This window comes from Serratia sp. TSA_7 (assembly GCF_052692135.1).
The window spans coordinates 868033-890263 of sequence record NZ_JBQZFU010000001.1; the positions used below are offsets into that span (position 1 = coordinate 868033).

Below are 22231 nucleotides of genomic sequence, written 5' to 3' on the forward strand. Positions count from 1 at the left end.
CCTTGCGTTCGGCAAGGCGCTACCGTCGTTTTACTCTTTATCTGCCTCAGCCGTAGCCAGACTCTGCGCCGCCTTTTTGGCTTTGACGCGGGCAATAGCCGCTGCGACCGCCGCTTTGCGCGGATCTTCCTCCGTCACCGCCGCTGCCGGTTCGGCTGGCGCGGTGTCGACAGGCGTTTCAACTCCGGCCTGCTGCGCCGCCTTTTTGGCTTTGACGCGGGCAATAGCCGCTGCGACCGCCGCTTTGCGCGGATCTTCCTCTGTCACCGCCGCTGCCGGTTCGGCTGGCGCGGTATCGACAGGCGTTTCAACCCCGGCCTGCTGCGCCGCCTTTTTGGCTTTGGCGCGAGCGATGGCCGCTGCGACCGCCGCTTTGCGCGGATCTTCCTCTGTCACCGCCGCTGCCGGTTCGGCTGGCGCGGTATCGACAGGCGTTTCAACCCCGGCCTGCTGCGCCGCCTTTTTGGCTTTGGCACGAGCGATGGCCGCTGCGACCGCCGCTTTGCGCGGATCTTCCTCCGTCACCGCCGCTGCCGGTTCGGCTGGCGCGGTATCGACAGGGGTTTCAACCCCGGCCTGCTGCGCTGCCTTTTTGGCTTTGGCGCGGGCAATAGCCGCTGCGACCGCCGCTTTGCGCGGATCTTCCTCCGTCACCGCCGCTGCCGGTTCGGCTGGCGCGGTGTCGACAGGGGTTTCAACCCCGGCCTGCTGCGCGGCTTTCTTGGCTTTTACCCGTGCCAGCGCGGCGGCAACCGCCGCTTTACGCGGGTCTTCACCTTCGGCGGCCGTTGCCGCATCTGGAGCGGTTGTCGTCTCCTGTTGGGCGCGGCGTTCGCGAGCCTGAGCCTTGCGGGCTTCGCGGGCGGCAATCATCTCGCTGTTGTCTGGGGCATCACCGCTCACCGTGCCGGTCGCCGGCGCGGCATTTTTACTGCGCACGCGCGCCAGAGCGGCCTGAACGGCATCCTGATCGTCATCGGTCAGTTTGACCGCGGCTTTCTTGTGGCGTTCTTCACGCGCCAGTTTTTCGCGTTCCAGTCGCGCCAGCTTGGCTTCATAACGCGCCTTGGCTTCGGCGGTGCGTGCGGCTTCCTGATCGATGGCTTTAATCTCGGCCTTTTCCTGGCGGTAATACTGCACCAGCGGAATATTGCTTGGGCAGACAAAGGCGCAGGCGCCGCATTCAATGCAGTCGAACAGGTTATGATTGCGGGCTTTTTCGTGTTCTTCGCCGCGGCTGAACCAGTAAAGCTGTTGCGGCAACAGGCCCGCCGGGCAGGCGTCGACGCACAGACCGCAGCGGATACAGGACTGTTCAGGCTCCTGCGGCGCCATTTCGTTAACCGACGGGGCCAGAATGCAGTTGCTGATTTTAACGATTGGCACGTTAAGGGCGGGCAGGGTAAAGCCCATCAGCGGGCCGCCCATCACCACCATTTGCTGTGCCTGCGGCTGGAAGCCGGCAAAATTCAACAGATGCTGCACCGGCGTGCCGATGCGCGCCCACAGATTACCCGGCTGGCTGAGTGCATCGCCGGTCAGGGTCACTACGCGCTCGATCAGCGGTTCGCCGTCGACAATGGCACGCTTGATGGCGAAAGCGGTGCCGACGTTTTGCATCAGCACGCCGATGGCGGAAGAGTGCTTGCCGTGCGGCACTTCCTTGCCGAGCAGGATCTTGGTGAGCTGCTTGGCGCCGCCGGAAGGGTATTTGGTCGGGATCACCCGCAGGGCGATGCCCGGTTGATCGCGCAACGCCAGCTTCAGGGCTTCGATCGCTTCCGGTTTGTTGTCTTCGATGCCGATCAGCGTGACTTTAGGTTGCAGCAAGTGACGCAAAATCTGCGTGCCTTCGATAATCTGGTCGGCGTGTTCGCGCATCAGACGGTCATCGGCGGTGATATAAGGCTCGCATTCAGCGGCGTTGAGGATCAGCGTTTCCACGCCGTTCATGCCGCCCTGCAGCTTGCTGGCGGTCGGGAAACCGGCGCCACCCAGCCCGGCGATGCCGGCCTGATGAATGCGTTGCAATAGATCCTGCGCCGCCAGTTGGCGGTAGTCCGCCACAGGTACGCGTTCGCACCAGCGGTCTTCGCCGTCCGCCTGGATTATCACGCATAACTCCGCCAGCCCGGAAGGGTGAGCGGTGATATGCGGTTTGATGGCACTGACGGTGCCGGAGGTTGGCGCATGTACCGGCACCGTGCGGCCGCGGCCCACGGTCAGCGGTTGGCCCTTCAATACCCGGTCGCCGACGTTGACGCACAGCTCGCCTTCCGGTCCAAGATGCTGTTGCAGGGGAATAATAAAACTGTCGGCCAACGGAGCGGTGCGCAGTGGCACTCCGCTGGATTGAGTCTTCATTTCCGGTGGATGGATCCCGCCGTCGAAATCCCAAATCCGGTCTTTTTTGAAGGCGGCGAACAGATTAAGCATGTTGCTCCACGTGGATCACTTGCACCGGAATCGTCTTCATATCCCACTTCCAGTTGGCAGTGGTGGTGGCGACCGGTTTCATTTCAATACAATCGGTAGGGCACGGCGCAACGCACAGGTCACAGCCGGTACAGAGATCGGTAATTACGGTGTGCATGGCGCGCGTGGCGCCGACGATGGCATCCACCGGGCAGGCCTGAATGCACTTGGTACAGCCGATGCAGTTGGCTTCATCGATATAGGCCACCTGGCGCACCGGCTCGGCGGCGGCTTCGCTGCCCAACGGCTGCGGCTCGACGTTAAGCAGTTCTGCCAGTTTCAGCATCACCTGCTCGCCGCCCGGCGCGCATTTGTTGATCATCTCGCCGTTGGCGACGGCTTCGGCATAAGGGCGACAGCCGGGGTAACCGCACTGGCCGCACTGGCTCTGCGGCAGGATCTCGTCGACCTGCTCGGCCACCGGATCTTCTTCCACTTCAAAGCGGCGCGCGGCAAAGCCCAGCACCAGGCCGAACAACAGGCCGAGGGCGCTAAGCGCGGCAATAGCAATCCATAACGCCGTCATTAGAATTTCACCAGCCCGGTAAAGCCCATAAAGGCCAGCGACATCAGCCCGGCGGTGATCAGCGCGATGGAAGAACCGCGAAATGGCGCCGGTACGTCGGCGACTGCCAAGCGTTCACGAATGGCGGCGAACAGCACCATCACCAGCGAGAAACCGGCGGCGGCGCTAAAGCCGTACACCGCCGATTGCAGGAAGTTGTAGCCGAGATTGACGTTAAGCAGCGCCACGCCGAGCACCGCGCAGTTGGTGGTGATCAGCGGCAGGAAGATCCCCAGCAGGCGATACAGCGCCGGGCTGGTTTTGCGCACTACCATCTCGGTAAATTGCACCACAACGGCGATCACCAGAATGAATGACAGCGTGCGCAGGTACACCAGATCCAGCGGAACCAGAATAAAGGTGTTGATCACCCAGGCGCTGACGGAGGCCAGCGTCATGACAAAGGTGGTCGCCATCCCCATGCCGATGGCGCTTTCCAGCTTCTTGGATACGCCAAGGAACGGACACAGGCCAAGAAACTTCACCAAAACGAAGTTATTCACCAGGACGGTGCCAACAAACAGGAGCAGGTATTCGGTCATTGCGATGCCTAAAAAAATAAAAGCCGCCTATTATCGGGAATTGGCGGCATAACGACAACATATGGATAGCAAGGTTATTGCTCTTTTTGCCCTTTTTTGGCGAAAATTTACACAATTATCCGCACAAAACGTGCCACAGCGGCACTCAGCGTTCGGTAAAGGTGCCTTTTACCCGTTGGGAACGCTTCATGTAGGGCACCAATAGCGCCGCCATCAACAGGGGCCAACCCAAACTGCGCACCGCCAACTCGTCAGGTACCGGCGAAAAGGCGAAGGCTTTTATCGCCAGCAGCACGGTGATCAACAACCACACCAGGAACAGTTTGGGGAAACGCTGCGAGCGCTGGCAAAACAGCCACAGCAGCCACAGGGTAAAGCACCACATCGCCAGCGTGGTCAGGACGGACAAATACCATTGCAGGGTAAATGCCTGGGCGTTGGTCAGCAGGTATTCGCGCGATTCCGGCATGAAAATCGCCATGCCATACAGGAGCATCATCAGGCTGGCGCTAAGCAGGGTGACAATCATATAGGCCATCGGGGCCAGCAACCAACCGCCAATACGGGTGTATTCAGCTTGAGACATAAACGGCTTCCTGGGTAAGACATGAAGCCGCATAGCTTAGCGGGTAATAGGGGGTTAGTCATCAATATCAAGCGGATGGTCGGGACAATGGGGCAAGGGCAGCACGTTTGGCTACCGGCAGCCGGTTTTGCCCCGGCTGCCGACAGATTAACGGCGGTTGAGCTGGTAGTAGGCTTCGTTCCAGCGGATTTCGTTTTTGAACGCCGGCAGAGCGGTGGCGTTATCGATCAACAAGAACTCGATGTTGTGCATCTCGGCGTACAGCCGCAGTTGGTCTGCGTCCAGCGCCTGGGAGAACACGGTGTGGTGCGCGCCGCCGGCCAGGATCCAGGCTTCTGCGGCGGTGGCCAGCGTCGGTTGAGCCCGCCAGATGGCGCGCGCTACCGGCAGCTTGGGCAGCGGGTGCGGCTGTTCCACGGTATCCACCTGATTGACCAGCAGACGGAAACGGTCGCCCATGTCGATCAGGCTGGCGTTAACCGCCGGGCCGGCCGGGGTGGAGAAAATCAATCGCGCCGGATCCGCCTTGCCGCCGATGCCGAGCGGTTGAATGTCCAGCAGCGGCTTGCTTTCTTTGGCGATTGAGGGGCACACCTCCAGCATGTGCGAACCGACCACCAGATCGTTGCCCGGCTGGAAGTGATAGGTGTAATCCTCCATAAACGAGGTGCCGCCGTTCAGGCCATCGGCCATCACTTTCAGGATGCGCAGCAGCGCGGCGGTCTTCCAGTCGCCTTCGCCGCCAAAGCCGTAACCCTGTTGCATCAGGCGTTGCACCGCCAGCCCCGGCAATTGCTTCATGCCGTGCAGATCTTCAAAGTTGGTGGTAAAGGCCTGGAAGTTGCCCTGTTCCAGAAAACGCTTCATCCCCAGTTCGATGCGTGCCGCGTCGATCAGGTTCTCGCGCTTTTCACCGTTGATTTTCGCCGCATCGCTCAGCACATAGCTGGCTTCGTATTCTTCAATCAACGTGTCCACATCGCCACGGCTGACCTCATTGATCACGCTGACTAAATCGCCGATGCCATAGGCATTGACCGAGTAGCCGAACTGGATCTGCGCGCCGACCTTATCGCCTTCGGTCACCGCCACTTCACGCATGTTGTCGCCAAAACGCGCCACTTTCAATTGCCGGCTCGCCTGTTTGGCGGCGGCGGCACGCATCCACTGGGCGATGCGGCGGTGTGCTTCAGGATCCTGCCAGTGGCCGGCAACCACGCTGTGCTGCTGGCGCATGCGGGCGCCGATAAAGCCGAACTCACGGCCGCCGTGGGCGGTCTGGTTCAGGTTCATAAAGTCCATATCCATGCTGTCCCAAGGCACCTGGGCATTGAACTGGGTATGGAATTGCAGCAGCGGCTTGTTGAGGATAGACAGCCCGGCGATCCACATCTTGGCCGGCGAAAAGGTGTGCAACCAGGTCAGGATGCCGATGCACTCCTGGCGATAGTTGGCGTCGCGGCACAGGGCGGTAATTTCATCCGGTGTGGTAACCAGCGGCTTCAGCACCAGTTTTACCGGCAACCCCGCCTCACGGTTGAGACTTTCCACGACCTGTTCGGCGTGCGCCTTGACCTGTTGCAGGGTTTGCGGGCCGTACAGGTGCTGGCTGCCGATGGCGAACCAGACTTCATGCTGCTTAAATGCATCCATCAGAGACTCCTGGGGGTTAGCGTTGGGTATCGGGATTCAGCATGGCGAATCTGCGCCAGGGGCGTAGCGCGGCTCGGCGGCCAGGCACCATTGCTGATAGCGTTGATAAAGCTGTTGATAGCGCGTGACACGCTGCGGATCCGGCTGCAGCGTGCGTTCGATGCCGCAGGCCATCTGGCGCTGCGCCTCGGGCACGTTACTGAAACGGCCGGCGGCTACGGCGGCGAAGATCGCCGCACCCAGCGCGCAGCATTGATCGGAGGCGACAATCTGCAGCGGGCGGTTCATCACGTCGGCGCAGGCTTGCATGATCGTCGGTGATTTCCGCGCGATGCCGCCCATGGCCAGCACGTTGTCGACCGGGATGTCCTGCCGTTCGAAGCATTCCATGATGGCGCGGGCGCCAAAGGCGGTGGCGGCAATAAATCCGCCAAACAGCGTCGGCGCGTCGGTTCCGAGGTTCAAATCGGTAATCACGCCTTTCAGACGCTGGTTGGCATAGGGAGTGCGGCGGCCGTTAAACCAGTCCAGCACCACCGGCAGGTGATCCAGCGACGGATTGTTGGCCCAGGATTCGGTCAGCGCGGCCAGCAGGCCGGCTTCAATCTGTTTCAACTGCGGTTGCAGTTCGGGGTGGTTTTTCGCCGCCTCATGCAGCGGCCAGCTCAGCAAACGGCTGAACCAGGCATACATATCGCCAAAGGCCGATTGCCCGGCCTCCAGGCCTATCAGTTCCGGCACTACGCTGCCGTCGACCTGGCCGCAGATCCCTTCGATCGCGCGCCCGTCGACCCGCTGACGATCGGCGATCAGGATATCGCAGGTGGAGGTGCCAATCACCTTCACCAGGGTATAGGGTTGCGCCCCGGCACCCACCGCGCCCATATGGCAATCGAACGCGCCACCGGATAACACCACGCTCTGCGGCAGCCCGAGGCGTGCGGCCCACTCGGCGGTGAGCGTGCCGACCGGCAAATCGGCGGTGTGGGAGTCTTCAAACAAAGGCCAGGGCAAGTCTTCGACCAACAGCGGATCGAGCGCGGCGAAAAACGCTTTCGGCGGCAGGCCGCCCCAGTCGGGGTGCCACAGCGTTTTATGCCCGACGCTACAGCGCCCGCGTTTCAAACTCTGCGGGGCGGTGGTGCCGGACAGCAGCGCCGGCACCCAGTCGCACAGTTCCACCCAAGAGGCGGCGGCCTGGCGGACCTCTGCGTCCTGGCGCGAAACGTGCAGGATCTTGGCCCAGAACCATTCGGATGAATAGACGCCGCCGATATAGCGAGAATAGTCGGGGAAATCGCCGCTGCGGCAAAGGCGGTTGATGGCGTCGGCTTCCTCGATGGCGGTGTGATCTTTCCACAACACAAACATGGCGTTCGGGTTGTCGGCAAACTCTGGCCGCAGCGCCAGCACCTTGCCTTGCTCGTCAATCGGCGCAGGCGTGGATCCGGTGGAATCGACCCCGATGCCGATCACCTGCAGCCGTTGCTGCGGAGACATGCGCTGCACCAGGCTGACGATCGCCTGTTCCATGGCTTCTATATAGTCGAGCGGGTGGTGGCGGAACCGGTTTTCTGCGGCGTTGCAGAAATCGCCGCGCTGCCAGCGAGGGTAGTAAACCACTTCGGTATCCAGCTCCTGGCCGTTATGGCAGTCAACCGCCAATACCCGCACCGAATCGCTGCCGAAGTCCAATCCCAGGGCAATAGCGTCTGCCGTCATGATGTTGACTCCTGATGTGTAAATACGCTGTGACAACCATAGGAGCGGGAGCGGTGGGCAGGTGAGGAGCCATTAGCTGGAAGTATGCACTTTTCTGCTTCGCACAGTGATTTTGTGACGCTTGTCATAAGTTAATGCTTGGCGGAATTCGCTAAATATATGCACATATCTGCTGTAATCCACGGATGTGATAGCGCTCTACATTTCGGCAACAAATACCCGCTAAAACTTAATCCGTCTTACAGCTGGTGTTGGGAGATGCCGCGTAAACAAGCGACGCACCGACAACAGGCACCCTAATGATAACGTTTTCACGGCGAGCGAATTTATTCGCCGAAGAGAACAAAACTGCGGAGAGCATCATGCATAAATTCACTAAGGCGTTGGCGGCACTGGGGCTGGCGGCCGTTATGTCACATTCGGCTGTCGCCGAGACCATGAAGCTGGGTTTTTTGGTCAAGCAGCCCGAGGAACCCTGGTTCCAGACCGAATGGAAATTTGCCGACAAGGCCGGTAAGGATCTCGGTTTCGACGTGATCAAAATCGCCGTGCCGGACGGGGAAAAAACCCTTAACGCCATCGACAGCCTGGCGGCCAGCGGAGCCAAGGGCTTTGTCATCTGCACGCCGGATCCGAAACTCGGCTCGGCGATCATGGCCAAAGCGCGCAGTTACAACCTGAAAGTGATCGCCGTGGACGATCAGTTTGTCACCGCCAAGGGCAAACCTATGGACAGCGTGCCGCTGGTGATGATGGCGGCCACCAAAATCGGTGAACGCCAGGGTCAGGAGCTGTGGAAAGAGATGAACAAACGCGGCTGGAAACCGGCGGACACCGCCGTGATGGCGATCACCGCCGATGAACTGGACACCGCCCGTCGCCGCACCGGCGGTTCGATTGCCGCGCTGAAAGCGGCCGGCTTCCCGGAAAAACAAATCTACTCGGTACCGACCAAGTCCAACGATATCCCGGGGGCGTTCGATGCCGCCAACTCGATGCTGGTGCAGCATCCTGAAGTGAAAAACTGGCTGATTGTCGGCATGAACGACAACACCGTGCTGGGCGGCGTGCGCGCCACCGAAGGCCAGGGCTTCAAGGCGCCTAACGTGATCGGCATCGGCATCAACGGCGTGGATGCGGTCAGCGAACTGTCCAAGGCGCAGGCCACCGGTTTCTACGGGTCGCTGCTGCCAAGCCCGGACATCCACGGCTACAAGAGCATTCAGATGCTGCATGACTGGGTAGAGAAGGGTGTAGAGCCGCAGAAATTTACCGAAGTGACCGACGTGGTGCTGATCACCCGCGACAACTTTAAAACCGAACTGCAGAAAAAAGGCCTGATGTAATCACCGAGCCGCCCGCAGCGTAACGCCGGGCGGCATTTTTGACCGCAGGAGGATCGCATTATGACCGCCGCATTGCCGTATCTGACGTTTAAAGGCATCGGTAAAACCTTCCCGGGCGTGAAGGCGCTGGACGATATCAGTTTCAGCTGCCAGGCCGGGCAGATCCACGCGTTGATGGGGGAAAACGGCGCCGGGAAATCCACGCTGCTGAAAATTCTCAGCGGCAACTACGCGCCGACCCAGGGCGAAATTCAGCTGAAAGGCCAGCCGGTTCAGTTCACCAACACCACCGATGCCTTGAACGCCGGGGTCGCGATTATCTACCAGGAGCTGCATCTGGTGCCGGAAATGACGGTGGCTGAGAACATTTACCTCGGCCAATTGCCGACCAAACTCGGGCTGGTGGATCGCAAGCTGTTGCGTTACGAATCCCGCTTGCAACTGGAACATCTCGGGCTGGATATCGACCCGGATACACCGCTGAAATACCTGTCGATCGGCCAGTGGCAGATGGTGGAAATCGCCAAGGCGCTGGCGCGCAACGCCAAGGTGATCGCGTTTGACGAGCCGACCAGTTCGCTGTCCGCCAGAGAGATTGAGCAATTGTTCCGGGTGATCCGTGAACTGCGCGCCGAAGGGCGAGTGATCCTCTACGTTTCGCACCGTATGGAGGAGATCTTTGCCCTCAGCGATGCCATCACGGTATTCAAAGACGGCCGCTATGTGCGCACCTTTGACGACATGAGCCAGGTCAACAACGCGCAACTGGTGCAGGCGATGGTGGGCCGCGATCTCGGTGACGTCTACGGTTATCAGCCGCGTGAATTGGGGCCGGTAAGGCTGGCGCTGCAGGGATTGCAGGCACCGGGCGTCAAAACCCCTATCGATCTGAGCGTGCGCGCCGGGGAGATTGTCGGGCTGTTCGGCCTGGTGGGCGCCGGGCGCAGCGAGCTGATGAAGGGCATTTTCGGCGCTACGCGGGTCAGTAGCGGGCAACTGACGCTGGATGGCCAGCGGCTGGACATCCGTTCGCCGATAGACGCCATCCGCGCCGGCATCATGCTGTGCCCGGAGGACCGCAAGGCGGACGGCATCATTCCGGTGCATTCGGTGCGCGACAACATCAACATCAGCGCGCGGCGCAAAAGCATTCGCGCAGGCTGCCTGATCAATAACGGCTGGGAAGTCAGCAATGCCGACCATCACATCCGTGCGCTGAATATCAAAACCCCAAGTGCCGGTCAGCTGATTATGAATTTATCCGGCGGTAACCAACAGAAGGCGATTCTGGGCCGCTGGCTGTCGGAAGAAATGAAAGTGATCCTGCTGGATGAGCCGACGCGCGGTATCGACGTCGGCGCCAAGCATGAAATTTACCATGTGATTTACCAACTGGCGCAACAGGGCATCGCGGTGCTGTTCGCTTCCAGCGATTTGCCCGAAGTGCTGGGGCTGGCGGACCGCATCATCGTGATGCGCGAAGGCGCCATTTCCGGCGAATTATTGCATGACGATGCCAGCGAGGAAAAAGCCCTCAGCCTGGCGATGCTGCGCACCCCCGATATTGCCCCTGATGCCGCTGTGGCGGTGGCTTGATTGTGAAGGAGAAAGAGATGTCGACCATAACGACCCATTCTGTGAAAAACCGCAGCGGCCGGGGGCTGGCGCGTATCTGGGACAGCTACGGCATGCTGGTGGTGTTCGCGGTGCTGTTTATCGCCTGCGTAGTGTTTGTGCCTAACTTCGGTTCTTTCATCAACATGAAAGGGCTGGGGCTGGCGATATCCATGTCCGGCATGGTGGCCTGCGGCATGCTGTTTTGCCTGGCCTCCGGCGACTTCGATCTGTCCGTCGCCTCGGTCATCGCCTGTGCCGGGGTTACCACGGCGGTGGTGATCAACCTGACCGAAAGCCTGTGGATCGGCGTAGGCGCCGGCCTGCTGTTGGGCGTGGCGTCGGGGTTGATTAACGGTTTTGTCATCGCCCGGCTGAAAATCAACGCCCTGATCACCACGCTGGCCACCATGCAGATCTTGCGCGGCCTGGCCTACATCATTTCCGACGGCAAAGCGGTGGGCATTGAAGACGAGCGCTTCTTCACCCTGGGCTACGCCAACTGGCTGGGGCTGCCTGCGCCGATCTGGATCACCGTCGCCTGCCTGATCCTGTTCGGTTTCCTGCTCAACAAAACCACCTTTGGCCGCAATACGCTGGCGATCGGCGGCAACGAAGAGGCGGCGCGGCTGGCTGGGGTGCCGGTGGTGCGCACTAAAATCATCATCTTTGTGCTGTCCGGGCTGGTTTCGGCCGCCGCCGGCATCATTCTGGCTTCGCGCATGACCAGCGGCCAGCCGATGACCTCGATCGGTTATGAGCTGATCGTGATCTCGGCCTGCGTGCTGGGCGGGGTGTCGCTGAAGGGCGGTATCGGCAAGATTTCCTACGTTATCGCCGGCATCCTGATCCTCGGCACGGTAGAGAACGCGATGAATTTGCTGAATATCTCGCCGTTCTCGCAATATGTGGTGCGCGGCGTGATCCTGCTGGCGGCGGTAATTTTCGACCGCTACAAACAGCAGGCCAAACGCACGCTGTAGAAAATCGTTAACCCTGCTCACAGTTCTGCCATCGGCTCAGGCAGTAATCTGCCGGGCCGATACACTACGTATACCAGACTGCTGACAAAGCCCGTTATTAGGGAGAGCGTGCCGAAGGGGTCGTAACGGCCTTGGCCGTCGACCAATTTGCCGGGAGCAAATTGGAACGACTTCATGTCGGCCCGAAGGGTGGGACACAGGGATGTGTCCCATAATGGCCCCTCGGTGCGCTAGGCCCGGGTATCTCGGACTCAAAGACAACTTTGTCATCAACCTCACAATACAAGCCGTTTGAGGAGGACCGATGTATCATCGCATGGCACAGGAACCGCAACCGAACCCGCTGTTACCGGGTTACACCTTCAATGCCTATCTGGTGGCCGGGCTGACGCCGATCATGGCGGACGGCCCGCTGGATTTCTTTATCGATCGCCCCGGTGGCATGAAGGGTTATATTCTCAACCTGACCATCAAGGGCCAGGGCAAGGTGTTTGACGGCGAGGACACCTTTTACTGCAACCCCGGCGACCTGCTGCTGTTTCCTCCCAAGGCATCCCATTACTACGGCCGTTCGCCGGACAGCGACTGTTGGTATCACCGCTGGGTCTATTTCCGCCCGCGCGCCTACTGGGCCGACTGGCTGGAATGGCACAGCAAAACCCATGAAGTGGGGCGCCTGACGCTGCCAAACAACAACCTGCTGCTGGAATTCGACCGGTTGTTCGCCAATATCGAACAGACCCAGCGCTCCGGCCGCCGCTTTGCGGAAGAGCTGGGCATGAACCTGCTGGAACGCCTGTTGCTGCGCGCGATGGAAGAAGATCCGCTCAGCCCGCAGAAAATCATGGATCCACGCGTCATCGAGGCCTGTCAGTTTATCACCGGCAACCTGGCGGGCGAGTTGCGCATCGACGAGGTGGCGCGTCATGTCTGCCTGTCGCCGTCGCGGCTGGCGCACCTGTTCCGTGAGCAGGTGGGCATCAATATCTTACGCTGGCGCGAGGATCAGCGGGTGATCCGCGCCAAGCTGTTGTTGCAGACCACGCAGGAGTCGATCGCCACCATCGGCCGAGTGGTGGGCTATGACGATCAACTCTATTTTTCCCGCGTATTCCGCAAGCGGGTCGGGGTCAGCCCGAGCGATTTCCGCCGCCGCAGCCTGGAGATTAACTACCCGGCGAAAAGCGAGCGCCAATCGCCTTACGCGGCGGTTACCGGTTAACCGTAGGGGGCGTTGAGGACATGCGCGGTAACCGGGCTGCCAGGGGGAGAGGAAACCCGGTTACCGCGCATACGACTATTCCCCCATCATGCTCGTCGCCGAACATGCGTCCATAGCCAAAATCTGTGTTGAAAGCCGCTTAGCGCCGACTGTGCTGATCTGCTCTTTCCCCCACCTGCCACCACCAGGCGATGGTCGGGATGTCGATCGGCTCTGACAGCTCGCTTCCCCGTGCTTGCCGGGTGAACCCTGAAGCGGTATAAGCCAACCTGCCTGATGTCGTCCCATCGATAAATCGATAACGTTGGGTTTCCTGACACCACAAGATCCCGCCAATGGTATATTCTTCCAGCGCATCAATATAAATTTCGGCTCCTTTGTCATGCGGTCCATTTAATACTTCATCACGCAGCTCGACAAAACGCATTAGCATGCGGTCCTGCATATTGAAGGCCATTGCCATTGCGGTTTCGACAGAAAGGTTATGGGTGTCCATCAGAACATCGATGATGTTATACCCATCGGCAGTACGTTCCGCCTCCTTGAAGTAGGAATAGCAATCACTTGACCAGTTGACCACGGTACGGGCCAGTTCCATCAACGCATTGACACGTCTGTCGAACAGCAAACCCGGCCCCAATTCCAACCCGTTGGCGATCTGCGTATTGAGCATAAATGTGGGGGTAGCGCCAGTATGCATGCGGGTCACCACATAATCACTCAGGTTAGGGCGTATCCCGCGTGCCACATTCGATGCTTTCTGGATTTCGATGAAAAACCAATGTCGGACCGAATCCACCCACTGGTTGGCAAGATAGTCAGGTGACAATTGGCGAACGCGTTGCAGAATATCCCGCATGGCCACCGCATAGCGGTCATTTTTATCGACTATGATGTCGTGGCATTCCAGTGCGCGAATAGTTCTGAAAGCGCTGTCCGCCATTTCCATCGGCTTGTCACGAGTTGGGCCTTCATCGCAAAATTCATCGTCCCAGGTAAAAGCAATCATCGCCAGATCGGCTCCCAATTGCAGTTGCTCGGCATTGGGGGCCAAGGTATAGACATAGCCTGCAATCCCCCCGCAATCCTGTCCGTACAGACGCTGGCGCTGTTCTTCAGTCCAGTAAAGACGGTAACGTTCCATGAAATCGAGCGCTTTCTTTTCAACTTCGGCTTTCAGGGGATGCACTTTGTACTGCCGGTTGAAGGGATTATAGTCAGGCACAATATGCATGACGGGTTGGGACGTCAGCGTCGGCTGGGCCTCGGGAGACAAAAAATCATTTGTGTTCATACTGTTCCCCATCATTGAATAGATATGACGTTAACGGATGATTATTTTTTGCAAGCAATCACGCTGTAAGTAGAAACCTTGTTCTTCAGCAGCGCCACCGACCAGTTTTCCGCCAGCACCCGCAGCTCCTCCAGCGCGCCGTCAACCCCCGCGGGGAAATGACGCTCGATATTGGCTTTGGAGTCCATCAGCCAGTGCGCTACGTCAACGTTTGACGGCAATACGCGAAAATCTTTTATGGTGAAACCGCTGTCTTCCAGCACCTGGCTAAAGTAAACCGGCGTTTTTTGATGGCGGCAGGCCAGGCGATCAACAATATCCGGCGTATCGGACTGGTAGCGATCCGGTTCGACGTTGTACAGATTGTCGGAAATGATCACCTTGCCACCGGGCCGCACCCGGTTGAATAACGCGCGCATGGCTTTCTCATACAGCTCGTTGGGGAAGTGAGAGATGACGCCGCGGATGATCACCAGATCATAAAGATCATCAGGATCCGGCAACAGTCCGATGTCCTGCGCGTTGCACAAAAACAGATTGATGCGGCCGCTCAACCCTTGCTCGGCATGGAAGCGGGCGCAGTAGTTGAGCTGCTGGGCGCTGACGTTAACGCCGTCCAGCCGCTGGCATTCCGGATAGCGCTCCGCCAGATGCTTGAGGATGTAACCCCAGCCGCAGCCGATATCCAGGATACGGCGCATCGCCGGCCGATCGCTGCCGGTTACCCCGGCCAGAAACAGCTGCTGCTCGAAATAACGGACACTGGACTCATCCAGCCCAGCGGTGGGTTTCAGTTTCGACGTCGGCGTCAGGGCAGGAGCCGTATCCTCATACACCCCAAATTGAAACAGCAGCGTATCGCCGATGGCCTTGCGCCAATGGTCCGGTTCTTCGCAGTAGGTCTGTACCACCTTCTCCTCATAGCTGTCGGTCTGGCTATCTCGGATCACCTGATACGGCAGATTTTGTAAATATACCGGATCGGGTGACTTTACTTCGGACAGATTGCTCATGGTCGCTCTCCTCGATAAACGCGCGTGTTTTCGTGTAAAAAAGCTTCACTTTCATCGGTAAAACTCCCCACGTCGGCAACAAACTTCGCCACCGGCGGTGTAACAAAGCTGACAATGGCGTTTTCGATGCCATCGGCGTCCAGACCGCAGGTCGCCAGCAGCTCAGCCGGCTCGCCGTGCTCGACAAAATTATCCGGAAAGCCCAGCAACAAGCTGTTTACCGCGATCCCGGCGGCGGACAGGCATTCCAGGCAGGCACTCCCCGCGCCGCCGGCGATACAGCCTTCTTCTACCGTAACCAGGGTCTCATGGGTACGCGCCAGGCGCTGCAGCAGCCCAACGTCGAGCGGCTTGACGAAGCGCATATTGACCACGGTCGCATCCAGTCGGACACCGGCTTCCAGCGCCGGCGTGACCATCGAGCCGAAGGCCAGAATGGCGATCCGTCGTCCAATGCGGCGAACCTGCGCCTTTCCCAACGGTAAGGTCGCCATCTCGCGCTGCGGCAGCACGCCGGGGCCACTGCCGCGCGGATAACGCACCGCCGCCGGGCCATGATGATTCAGCGCGGTATGCAGCATTTGCCGGCACTCATTTTCATCCGCCGGGCACATCAGCAGCAGATTGGGAATGCAGCGCAGATAAGCCAGATCGAACATGCCCATATGGGTCGCGCCATCGGCTCCTACCACGCCGGCACGATCGATGGCGAAGGTTACCGGCAGTTTCTGGATGGCGACGTCGTGGATAAGTTGGTCATAACCGCGCTGCAGGAAGGTGGAGTAAATCGCCACTACCGGCCGCATGCCTTCGGCGGCCAGGCCGCCGGCAAAGGTCACCGCATGCTGTTCGGCGATGCCGACGTCGAAATAGCGATCGGGAAAGCGCTGCTGAAAGGCCACCAGGCCGGAACCTTCACGCATCGCCGGGGTAATGCCGACCACGCGCACGTCGCGCTCTGCCTCGTCGCACAACCAGTCGCTGAATACCCGCGTATAGCTCAGCTTACCGGCGGGGGTGGGCAATATTCCGGCCTGCGGACAAAATTTGGCCGGCGCATGGTAGTTCACGGGATCGGCCTCGGCGTGCGAAAAGCCTTGGCCCTTACGGGTGATGACATGCAGCAACTGCACCCCGTGTCGATCGCGCACTCGCTCCAGAGCCGGGATCAGCGTCGCCAGATCGTGGCCGTCAACCGGCCCTGAGTAGTCAAAGCCCAAGGTGCTGAACAGTGACGCCGATTCGCCGCTTTGCAGAGCGACGAGATGCTGTTTCAGCGCGCCGACCGATGGCGAGATCGACATATCGTTATCGTTGAGGATCACCAGTAAGGGCAGGTCCGGATCGAGCGTGGCGTTGTTCATCGCCTCAAAGGCCAGACCGGCACTGAGCGCTCCGTCACCGATGACCGCGATGCAACGCCGGGCCTGCCGCTGCAGCCTGGCGGCGTGCGCCATCCCCAACGCGGCGGAGATTGACGTGCTGGAATGGGCGGTGCCGAAGCTGTCATAGGGGGATTCATCCCGTCTTGGAAAGCCGGAAATGCCGCCCTTTTGGCGCAGGTTGCTCATCTGTCCGCGTCTGCCGGTAATCGCTTTGTGCGGATAACATTGATGACCGACGTCCCAGACAATGCGATCGTTTGGCGTATCAAAGACATAATGTAGCGCCAGGGTTAATTCCACCACGCCGAGATTAGAGGCTAAATGACCACCGCTTTTTGCAATGCTGGATAATAAAAATGCCCGGAGTTCATGTGCAGCCTGTGCTAATTGCTTACGGGTTAATTTCCGCAAATCAATCGGAAAATTAATTAATTCCAATAAGGTGTCCATAGCCATTCACCAGTCATTTAATGTGGATAGCATTAACGGGATGCAAGCTTTTCCCATCGTGTTATTTCATTGGTATCAAAACTTTTTATTATTAACCTGAACCAGGTGGTGAATTTTTCCGGATGCAATTCAACCTCATGCAATAACGGGATAACATCAATCCATCGCGAATTTTCCACTTCGTCAGGATTAATATCAGGCTCACCTTCAAACAACCCAACATAAATATGGTCGAACTCGTGTTCAGTCAAATTTCCAGGTACTTCAGCATGATAGGTAAAGCTGGAGACCTTTTTCAATGGGGTGAAAACCCCCATTTCTTCCTGTAAACGCCGCTGGGCGGCAGCATCGGTATCCTCACCCCAGCGCGGATGGCCGCAGCAACTGTTGGTCCACAATCCGGCCGAATGGTATTTGCTGAACGCTCTTTGTTGCAGCAGCCATCTTCCTTTGTTATCAAATATAAAGATCGAAAATGCACGATGTAATAGCCCTTGCTGATGAACAGAGAGTTTTCCCTCCGAACGGATAGGATTATCTTTGTCATCAACGAGGATCAGCATTTCTTCCACGGGTGACCCCCGAAATAAATTCGATTGAGAATTGGGTGTTTTTTGATCAATGAAATTTAATTAAAGACACATTTCTTTCATTGTCAAATTTTATTTAATGATGGTTTTTAATAAAAATAAATTAATCATGATGATGACTATTTTATGATGAAGTATCAGCTAGTGATATATTTTTAACTTATGGTTTAACTTAATGTTAATTCAACGATGTGGGAGTTTTGCTAGGGGGCAACTATTTTTTGTTAAAGCCAGGCGATGGATGTTTTCGGCTACAGAAACAAAAGGGTCGGCTAGCCCAATGATGCTAAACCCTGTGTCCCTGGCTGTAATGAAGCGCCTCGGTCATGTTGATTGCAGAGTGGGGGTATTGTGCGTCGCTGCAGTTAACATCACATTTACTTCTTGTTCCCGCCTGCGTCATGGTGTCAAATCTGATCGGTCTATAGCGAGCCAGCAAGAGGAAATACCATGGCAGAAAAAATTCGGGTTGGGCTGGTAGGTTACGGCTATGCCAGCAAAACCTTTCATGCGCCGCTGATTGTCGGCACCCCTGGCGTAGAACTGGCCGCCGTGTCCAGCAGCGATGCCGGCAAAGTGCACGCCGACTGGCCTGCGATGACGGTAGTGAGCGATCCGCAGGCGTTGTTCAACGACCCGTCTATCGATCTGATCGTCATTCCCACCCCCAACGATACCCACTTCCCGCTGGCGCAGCAGGCGATGGCCGCCGGCAAGCACGTGGTGGTAGATAAACCCTTTACCGTGACATTGTCACAAGCGCAGGAACTGAAACAGCAGGCGGAACAGAGCGGCACACTGCTGTCGGTGTTCCACAACCGCCGCTGGGACAGCGATTTCCTCACGCTCAAGGCGCTGCTGAAAGAAGGCGCGCTCGGCGAAGTGGTTTACTTTGAGTCGCATTTCGATCGCTTCCGGCCGGAAGTGCGCCAGCGCTGGCGCGAGCAGGCTGGCGCCGGCACCGGCATCTGGTACGATTTGGGGCCGCACCTGATCGATCAGGCGCTGCAACTGTTCGGCAAGCCGCAAACGCTGTTTGTCGATCTGGGCGAACTGCGCCCTGGCTCGCAATCGGTGGATTATTTCCATGCGGTGTTGAACTACGGCAATCGCCGGGTGGTGCTGCATGGCACGGTGCTGGCGGCGGCGGAAACCGCGCGTTATATCGTGCACGGCACCCAGGGCAGCTTTATCAAGTTCGGGCTGGATCCGCAGGAAGATCGCCTGAAAGCCGGTGAGCGCCTGCCGCAGGCCGACTGGGGCTACGATATGCGCGACGGCGTAGTGACATTGTCACGCGATGGCATACTGGCGGAGAAGCCGTTGCTGAGCATTCCCGGCAACTACCCGGCCTATTACGCGGCAATTCGCGATGCGATTAACGGCGAGGGCGAAAACCCGGTGCCGGCCGGCGACGCCATCAAAGTGATGGAAATGATCGAGCTGGGCATTGAGTCTGCAAAACAGCAAAAGGCGTTGCCGGTGGTTTGAACGCCGTAGCTTCTGTCATCCACGGTTCCGGGTTCGCTTGCCGAACCCGTTTTACTCTTCGAGGGATCCCGATTCATGTCCTGGTTACAGCGTCTGCGCATTGATAAGTTTTTGTTGGTCCTGATTTTTGTGGTGATCGTCGCCTCGATCTTCCCCTGCGAAGGGGTATGGAAAACCTTCTTCGAACGCCTGACTACCGCCGCCATTGCGCTGTTGTTCTTTATGCATGGCGCCAAGCTGTCGCGCGAGGCGATTATCGCCGGCATGAGCCACTGGAAACTGCATCTGGTGGTGTTTCTCAGCACTTTCGCGCTGTTCCCGCTATTGGGGCTGGCGATGAATTGGATGGTGCCGGGGCTGATGACGCCGACGGTTTATCTGGGCTTCCTTTATCTGTGCGCGTTGCCGGCAACGGTTCAGTCGGCCATCGCATTCACTTCTGCGGCGGGCGGTAACGTGGCCGCGGCGATTTGCAGCGCCTCGGCGTCCAGTATCCTCGGTGTTTTCCTGTCGCCGCTGCTGGTGGGGGCCTTGATGCATACTCAGGGCGGGAACACCGACGTAGTGCACGCCATTGGTTCGATAATTCTGCAACTGATGGTGCCGTTTGTGGTGGGGCATTTGGCGCGGCCGTTGATTGGCAAATGGGTCGATCGCCACCGTAAACTGATCAACATCACTGACCGTTCATCGATATTGCTGGTGGTGTATACCGCGTTCAGCGCGGCGGTGGTGGAAGGCATCTGGCACCGCATTGATGGCTGGTCGTTGCTGACCATTCTGGTGATGTCGCTGGTGCTGCTGACGGTGGTGCTGATTATCAACACTTACACTGCACGCTGGCTGGGGTTCGATACCGCCGATGAGATCACTATTGTGTTCTGCGGCTCGAAAAAGAGCCTGGCGAACGGCATTCCGATGGCAAACGTGCTGTTTCCGGCCGCTGCGGTGGGGGCCATGGTGCTGCCGCTGATGATTTTCCATCAGGTGCAATTGATGGTGTGCGCCGTACTGGCGCAGCGCTATGCGCGCAAAACCGCCAAACAGCGGGAGGCGGTGGCGGTGAAATAAACCGGGGCGCGTTATACGCGCCCCTTGCTTAATCAGCCCTGCACTTTATCGCGCAGAGCCTGCTTTTCCTGCTCGCTGAGGAACGCCATTTTCAGGCCGTTTTCCTGTGCGGTGCGGATTTCAGCCGGCGTCAGCCCGGCTTGTGGCGCCGCTACCCGATATTCGTGTTCGATCTCGATGCCCTGAACCGCCGGATCATCGGTGTTGATCGAGGCCAGCACGCCGTGGCGCAGGAATTTCGCCAGCGGATGCTGGGCCAGAGAAGAGACGGTGCTGGTCTGAATATTGGAGGTCAGGCAGGATTCGATGCCGATGCCGTGTTCAGCCAGGAAGTCCATCAGCGCCGGATCTTCAATCGCTTTCACTCCGTGGCCGATACGTTCGGCACCCAGCTCGCGGATTGCCTGCCAGATGCTTTCCGGGCCTGCGGCTTCGCCCGCGTGCACGGTAATGCGCAAGCCGGCGTCGCGGGCGCGGTTGAAGTGGCTGAGGAACAGGCTGCCCGGGAAGCCCAGCTCGTCACCGGCCAGATCCAGCGCGGTAATGCCGTCGCGGTGCGCCAGCAAGCCTTCCAGCTCTTGCAAACAGGCGGCTTCGCCAAAGGTACGGCTCATGATGCCGATCAGGCGGACATCGATGCCCCGATCGCGAACGCCGGAACGAATGCCGTCAATCACCGCTTCGACTACCCCAGCCACCGGCAGTTGGTGTTTCATCGCCATGTAATACGGCGAGAAGCGCAGCTCGGCGTAGTGCAGGCCGGCATTGGCCGCGTCCTCTACGTTTTCATAGGCTACCCGGCGGCAGGCATCCAGGTCGCCCAGCACCGCCACGCCCCAGTCCAGCTTTTGCAGAAAGCTGATCAGATCCGGTTCGGCATGGGTGATTTGCACATGCGGGCGCAGCGCTTCCAGCTCGTCAGCGGGCAGGGCCAGATTGAACTGACGGCCCAGATCGAGAATGGTTTGCGCACGGATGTTGCCGTCGAGGTGACGGTGAATGTCGGTAAGCGGTAGGCGGGAGTCAATCATGATCTGCACTCGTTATTTTGTTGTAGGTAAAGTGCATATCAGTATAAAAACAAAAGAATGAAAATTGCCATTGCGTTGCATAAAAAAGTGATGAAAATCACATTAATTGCGGGTGGCGTCGCATTTTTGGCTAATGGCGGGCAAGAAGTCCCCGTGTTTGCTCTGACCCGCAATCGCGGAAAACATTAACCTGCCATCCGCTTACCGATGTTAGCGCCACCGATGCCGTACTCCGCCAGCCAATCGACAATCCTGCCTATCTCCACCGGCTGGGCCTGCTCAACCCGGAACACCGGGCCGAGGGCCATCGGGGTGGCGCGTTCGGCCAGCGCCCGCAATTCAGGCAAATACTCTGCGCCGGGATGGCCTTTGGGCCGTTGGCCGATGCGCGAACCATAGCGTTCGGCCGCCAACTCGCCGGAAATCTGGTTCCACACTTCGAGGGGCTGCACCACCCCGGCTTCTCGCAGGTAATGGCGCAACGGCTCCCTGGGCTGAAAGCCGAACCAGGCGTCGATAACGTAAGTACAGCATTCCGGTGCCTGCGCCACGATTGACCAAATGGCGTCATAAGCGGCGCAGCCAAGCCGCCGATTCAGTGCCCGATCCACGTTGTCCAGCCGCGACATAAACGGCTCCTTGATGCCGTCGAGGGTCAGATACGGCAGGCCGAAATGGTGTGCCAAGGCCTGCGCGACGGTGCTTTTGCCCGAGGCAGGAATGCCATTGACCAGAATGACGGTTTTTATGCTCGCCAGAGTCATAATATTTCCACCACTTCTTGCCATATTTTCGCGGCGCGGAGTTTGTCGAGCCGCTCTTTATTGTCCAGCAAATCGACAATGGCACGAATACCGTCTTCGATATGCCGGTTACTGTCGGTCGCGCCGAACAGGATAACGATATCGGCCTTTTCGCTGTCGCGAAAGGCGATAGGCTCCTCCAGCAACACCATGCTGAAGCAGTTTTTAATGACCCCGCACTCCGGCCGCGCGTGGGGGATGGCGATGCCTTCGTCAAACACGTAATAAGCGCCATGGGCCAGCGTATTGCTGATCACCGCCTGATAATAAGAAGCGTGAATATAGCCGTTATCCACCAGGGGCTGAGCCGCTAGCGTAATGACCTTTTTCCAGTCCGTTTCCTTGACGCCGACCTGAATGGCGCCGGCCTCAATCAGCAGTTGTTTAATTGTCAT

General features: G+C 58.4%; 20 protein-coding genes. 7 read left to right on the forward strand and 13 right to left on the reverse strand.

The genetic code is table 11. The features are described from left to right. Positions 1-30: 30 nt before the first annotated feature. From rsxC to ACUTQW_RS04310, 6 genes are all read right to left on the reverse strand, one after another. Complete coding sequence (gene rsxC / locus ACUTQW_RS04285) at positions 31-2436, reverse strand: electron transport complex subunit RsxC (RefSeq protein WP_064799962.1); 2406 nt, start codon at positions 2434-2436, stop codon at positions 31-33. Then, positions 2429-3001: an electron transport complex subunit RsxB gene (gene rsxB / locus ACUTQW_RS04290; protein ID WP_004943888.1), complete on the reverse strand. Its 573-nt coding sequence runs from the start codon at positions 2999-3001 to the stop codon at positions 2429-2431. Before rsxB ends, rsxC begins: the two co-directional genes overlap by 8 nt. Continuing rightward, positions 3001-3582 carry an electron transport complex subunit RsxA gene (gene rsxA, locus ACUTQW_RS04295; protein WP_004938443.1) on the reverse strand — a complete coding sequence of 194 codons (582 nt, stop codon included), beginning with the start codon at positions 3580-3582 and terminating at the stop codon, positions 3001-3003. Before rsxA ends, rsxB begins: the two co-directional genes overlap by 1 nt. Positions 3583-3727: 145 nt before the next feature. Beyond that, on the reverse strand, positions 3728-4168 hold the full coding sequence (locus ACUTQW_RS04300) for a DUF2569 domain-containing protein (protein WP_004943890.1): 441 nt from the start codon (positions 4166-4168) through the stop codon (positions 3728-3730). Between the two features lie 147 nt (positions 4169-4315). After that, on the reverse strand, positions 4316-5821 hold the full coding sequence (gene araA / locus ACUTQW_RS04305) for an L-arabinose isomerase (protein ID WP_020438950.1): 1506 nt from the start codon (positions 5819-5821) through the stop codon (positions 4316-4318). A gap of 36 nt (positions 5822-5857) precedes the next feature. Beyond that, positions 5858-7543 carry a ribulokinase gene (locus ACUTQW_RS04310; RefSeq protein WP_006324975.1) on the reverse strand — a complete coding sequence of 562 codons (1686 nt, stop codon included), beginning with the start codon at positions 7541-7543 and terminating at the stop codon, positions 5858-5860. A 362-nt stretch (positions 7544-7905) separates the two neighbouring features. Here ACUTQW_RS04310 and ACUTQW_RS04315 point away from each other — a divergent pair, with 362 nt between their 5' ends. The 4 genes from ACUTQW_RS04315 (at position 7906) to araC (ending at position 12708) form a co-directional block, all read left to right on the forward strand. Continuing rightward, on the forward strand, positions 7906-8889 hold the full coding sequence (locus ACUTQW_RS04315) for an arabinose ABC transporter substrate-binding protein (protein WP_037433948.1): 984 nt from the start codon (positions 7906-7908) through the stop codon (positions 8887-8889). Between the two features lie 60 nt (positions 8890-8949). Next, positions 8950-10485, forward strand: a complete 1536-nt coding sequence (gene araG / locus ACUTQW_RS04320) for an L-arabinose ABC transporter ATP-binding protein AraG (RefSeq protein ID WP_020438952.1) — start codon at positions 8950-8952, stop codon at positions 10483-10485. 17 nt (positions 10486-10502) lie between these two features. Next, entirely contained in the window at positions 10503-11486 is a 984-nt protein-coding gene (gene araH / locus ACUTQW_RS04325; RefSeq protein WP_004943906.1) for an L-arabinose ABC transporter permease AraH, read from the forward strand. A 304-nt stretch (positions 11487-11790) separates the two neighbouring features. Next, complete coding sequence (gene araC, locus ACUTQW_RS04330) at positions 11791-12708, forward strand: arabinose operon transcriptional regulator AraC (RefSeq protein WP_006324976.1); 918 nt, start codon at positions 11791-11793, stop codon at positions 12706-12708. Between the two features lie 139 nt (positions 12709-12847). Here araC and sodD read toward each other — a convergent pair whose 3' ends face one another. The 4 genes from sodD to sodA are packed head-to-tail and all read right to left on the reverse strand — an operon-like array spanning position 12848 to position 17422. Then, on the reverse strand, positions 12848-14002 hold the full coding sequence (sodD, locus tag ACUTQW_RS04335) for a sodorifen biosynthesis terpene cyclase SodD (RefSeq protein ID WP_445654808.1): 1155 nt from the start codon (positions 14000-14002) through the stop codon (positions 12848-12850). Positions 14003-14043: 41 nt separating this feature from the next. Further along, entirely contained in the window at positions 14044-15015 is a 972-nt protein-coding gene (gene sodC, locus ACUTQW_RS04340; protein WP_202292014.1) for a sodorifen biosynthesis class I SAM-dependent methyltransferase SodC, read from the reverse strand. Beyond that, positions 15012-16856 carry a sodorifen biosynthesis 1-deoxy-D-xylulose-5-phosphate synthase SodB gene (gene sodB / locus ACUTQW_RS04345; RefSeq protein ID WP_202292015.1) on the reverse strand — a complete coding sequence of 615 codons (1845 nt, stop codon included), beginning with the start codon at positions 16854-16856 and terminating at the stop codon, positions 15012-15014. The genes sodC and sodB overlap by 4 nt, the downstream gene beginning before the upstream one ends. 26 nt (positions 16857-16882) lie before the next feature. After that, entirely contained in the window at positions 16883-17422 is a 540-nt protein-coding gene (sodA, locus tag ACUTQW_RS04350; protein WP_202292016.1) for a sodorifen biosynthesis isopentenyl-diphosphate Delta-isomerase SodA, read from the reverse strand. A 468-nt stretch (positions 17423-17890) separates the two neighbouring features. Between sodA and ACUTQW_RS04355 the strand changes: the two genes are divergently transcribed. Then, positions 17891-18931 carry an oxidoreductase gene (locus ACUTQW_RS04355; protein ID WP_004943923.1) on the forward strand — a complete coding sequence of 347 codons (1041 nt, stop codon included), beginning with the start codon at positions 17891-17893 and terminating at the stop codon, positions 18929-18931. A gap of 75 nt (positions 18932-19006) precedes the next feature. Beyond that, positions 19007-20002 carry a bile acid:sodium symporter family protein gene (locus ACUTQW_RS04360; RefSeq protein ID WP_006324982.1) on the forward strand — a complete coding sequence of 332 codons (996 nt, stop codon included), beginning with the start codon at positions 19007-19009 and terminating at the stop codon, positions 20000-20002. 32 nt (positions 20003-20034) lie between these two features. Here the strand turns inward: ACUTQW_RS04360 and add are convergent, their stop codons facing one another. Then, a complete protein-coding gene (gene add / locus ACUTQW_RS04365; protein ID WP_004943928.1) occupies positions 20035-21033 on the reverse strand; it encodes an adenosine deaminase in 999 nt (332 codons plus the stop codon). Between the two features lie 57 nt (positions 21034-21090). Here add and ACUTQW_RS04370 point away from each other — a divergent pair, with 57 nt between their 5' ends. Further along, on the forward strand, positions 21091-21222 hold the full coding sequence (locus ACUTQW_RS04370; RefSeq protein ID WP_272929582.1) for a hypothetical protein: 132 nt from the start codon (positions 21091-21093) through the stop codon (positions 21220-21222). On the opposite strand, the gene ACUTQW_RS04375 is transcribed toward ACUTQW_RS04370, so the two are convergent. Together ACUTQW_RS04375 and ACUTQW_RS04380 are read right to left on the reverse strand one after the other, a co-directional pair. Next, positions 21219-21797 (reverse strand): AAA family ATPase, encoded by a 579-nt coding sequence (locus ACUTQW_RS04375; RefSeq protein WP_202290749.1) that lies wholly within the window; start codon positions 21795-21797, stop codon positions 21219-21221. The genes ACUTQW_RS04370 and ACUTQW_RS04375 overlap by 4 nt on opposite strands. Next, complete coding sequence (locus ACUTQW_RS04380; RefSeq protein WP_063198603.1) at positions 21794-22231, reverse strand: PTS sugar transporter subunit IIA; 438 nt, start codon at positions 22229-22231, stop codon at positions 21794-21796. The genes ACUTQW_RS04375 and ACUTQW_RS04380 overlap by 4 nt, the downstream gene beginning before the upstream one ends.

Coding starts and splice junctions, on each gene's coding strand:
- rsxC (WP_064799962.1), bottom strand. CDS start 2,436: ATGCTTAATCTGTTCGCCGCCTTCAAAAAAGACCGGATTTGGGATTTC.
- rsxB (WP_004943888.1), bottom strand. CDS start 3,001: ATGACGGCGTTATGGATTGCTATTGCCGCGCTTAGCGCCCTCGGCCTG.
- rsxA (WP_004938443.1), bottom strand. CDS start 3,582: ATGACCGAATACCTGCTCCTGTTTGTTGGCACCGTCCTGGTGAATAAC.
- ACUTQW_RS04300 (WP_004943890.1), bottom strand. CDS start 4,168: ATGTCTCAAGCTGAATACACCCGTATTGGCGGTTGGTTGCTGGCCCCG.
- araA (WP_020438950.1), bottom strand. CDS start 5,821: ATGGATGCATTTAAGCAGCATGAAGTCTGGTTCGCCATCGGCAGCCAG.
- ACUTQW_RS04310 (WP_006324975.1), bottom strand. CDS start 7,543: ATGACGGCAGACGCTATTGCCCTGGGATTGGACTTCGGCAGCGATTCG.
- ACUTQW_RS04315 (WP_037433948.1), top strand. CDS start 7,906: ATGCATAAATTCACTAAGGCGTTGGCGGCACTGGGGCTGGCGGCCGTT.
- araG (WP_020438952.1), top strand. CDS start 8,950: ATGACCGCCGCATTGCCGTATCTGACGTTTAAAGGCATCGGTAAAACC.
- araH (WP_004943906.1), top strand. CDS start 10,503: ATGTCGACCATAACGACCCATTCTGTGAAAAACCGCAGCGGCCGGGGG.
- araC (WP_006324976.1), top strand. CDS start 11,791: ATGTATCATCGCATGGCACAGGAACCGCAACCGAACCCGCTGTTACCG.
- sodD (WP_445654808.1), bottom strand. CDS start 14,002: ATGAACACAAATGATTTTTTGTCTCCCGAGGCCCAGCCGACGCTGACG.
- sodC (WP_202292014.1), bottom strand. CDS start 15,015: ATGAGCAATCTGTCCGAAGTAAAGTCACCCGATCCGGTATATTTACAA.
- sodB (WP_202292015.1), bottom strand. CDS start 16,856: ATGGCTATGGACACCTTATTGGAATTAATTAATTTTCCGATTGATTTG.
- ACUTQW_RS04355 (WP_004943923.1), top strand. CDS start 17,891: ATGGCAGAAAAAATTCGGGTTGGGCTGGTAGGTTACGGCTATGCCAGC.
- ACUTQW_RS04360 (WP_006324982.1), top strand. CDS start 19,007: ATGTCCTGGTTACAGCGTCTGCGCATTGATAAGTTTTTGTTGGTCCTG.
- add (WP_004943928.1), bottom strand. CDS start 21,033: ATGATTGACTCCCGCCTACCGCTTACCGACATTCACCGTCACCTCGAC.
- ACUTQW_RS04370 (WP_272929582.1), top strand. CDS start 21,091: ATGAAAATTGCCATTGCGTTGCATAAAAAAGTGATGAAAATCACATTA.
- ACUTQW_RS04375 (WP_202290749.1), bottom strand. CDS start 21,797: ATGACTCTGGCGAGCATAAAAACCGTCATTCTGGTCAATGGCATTCCT.
- ACUTQW_RS04380 (WP_063198603.1), bottom strand. CDS start 22,231: ATGACAATTAAACAACTGCTGATTGAGGCCGGCGCCATTCAGGTCGGC.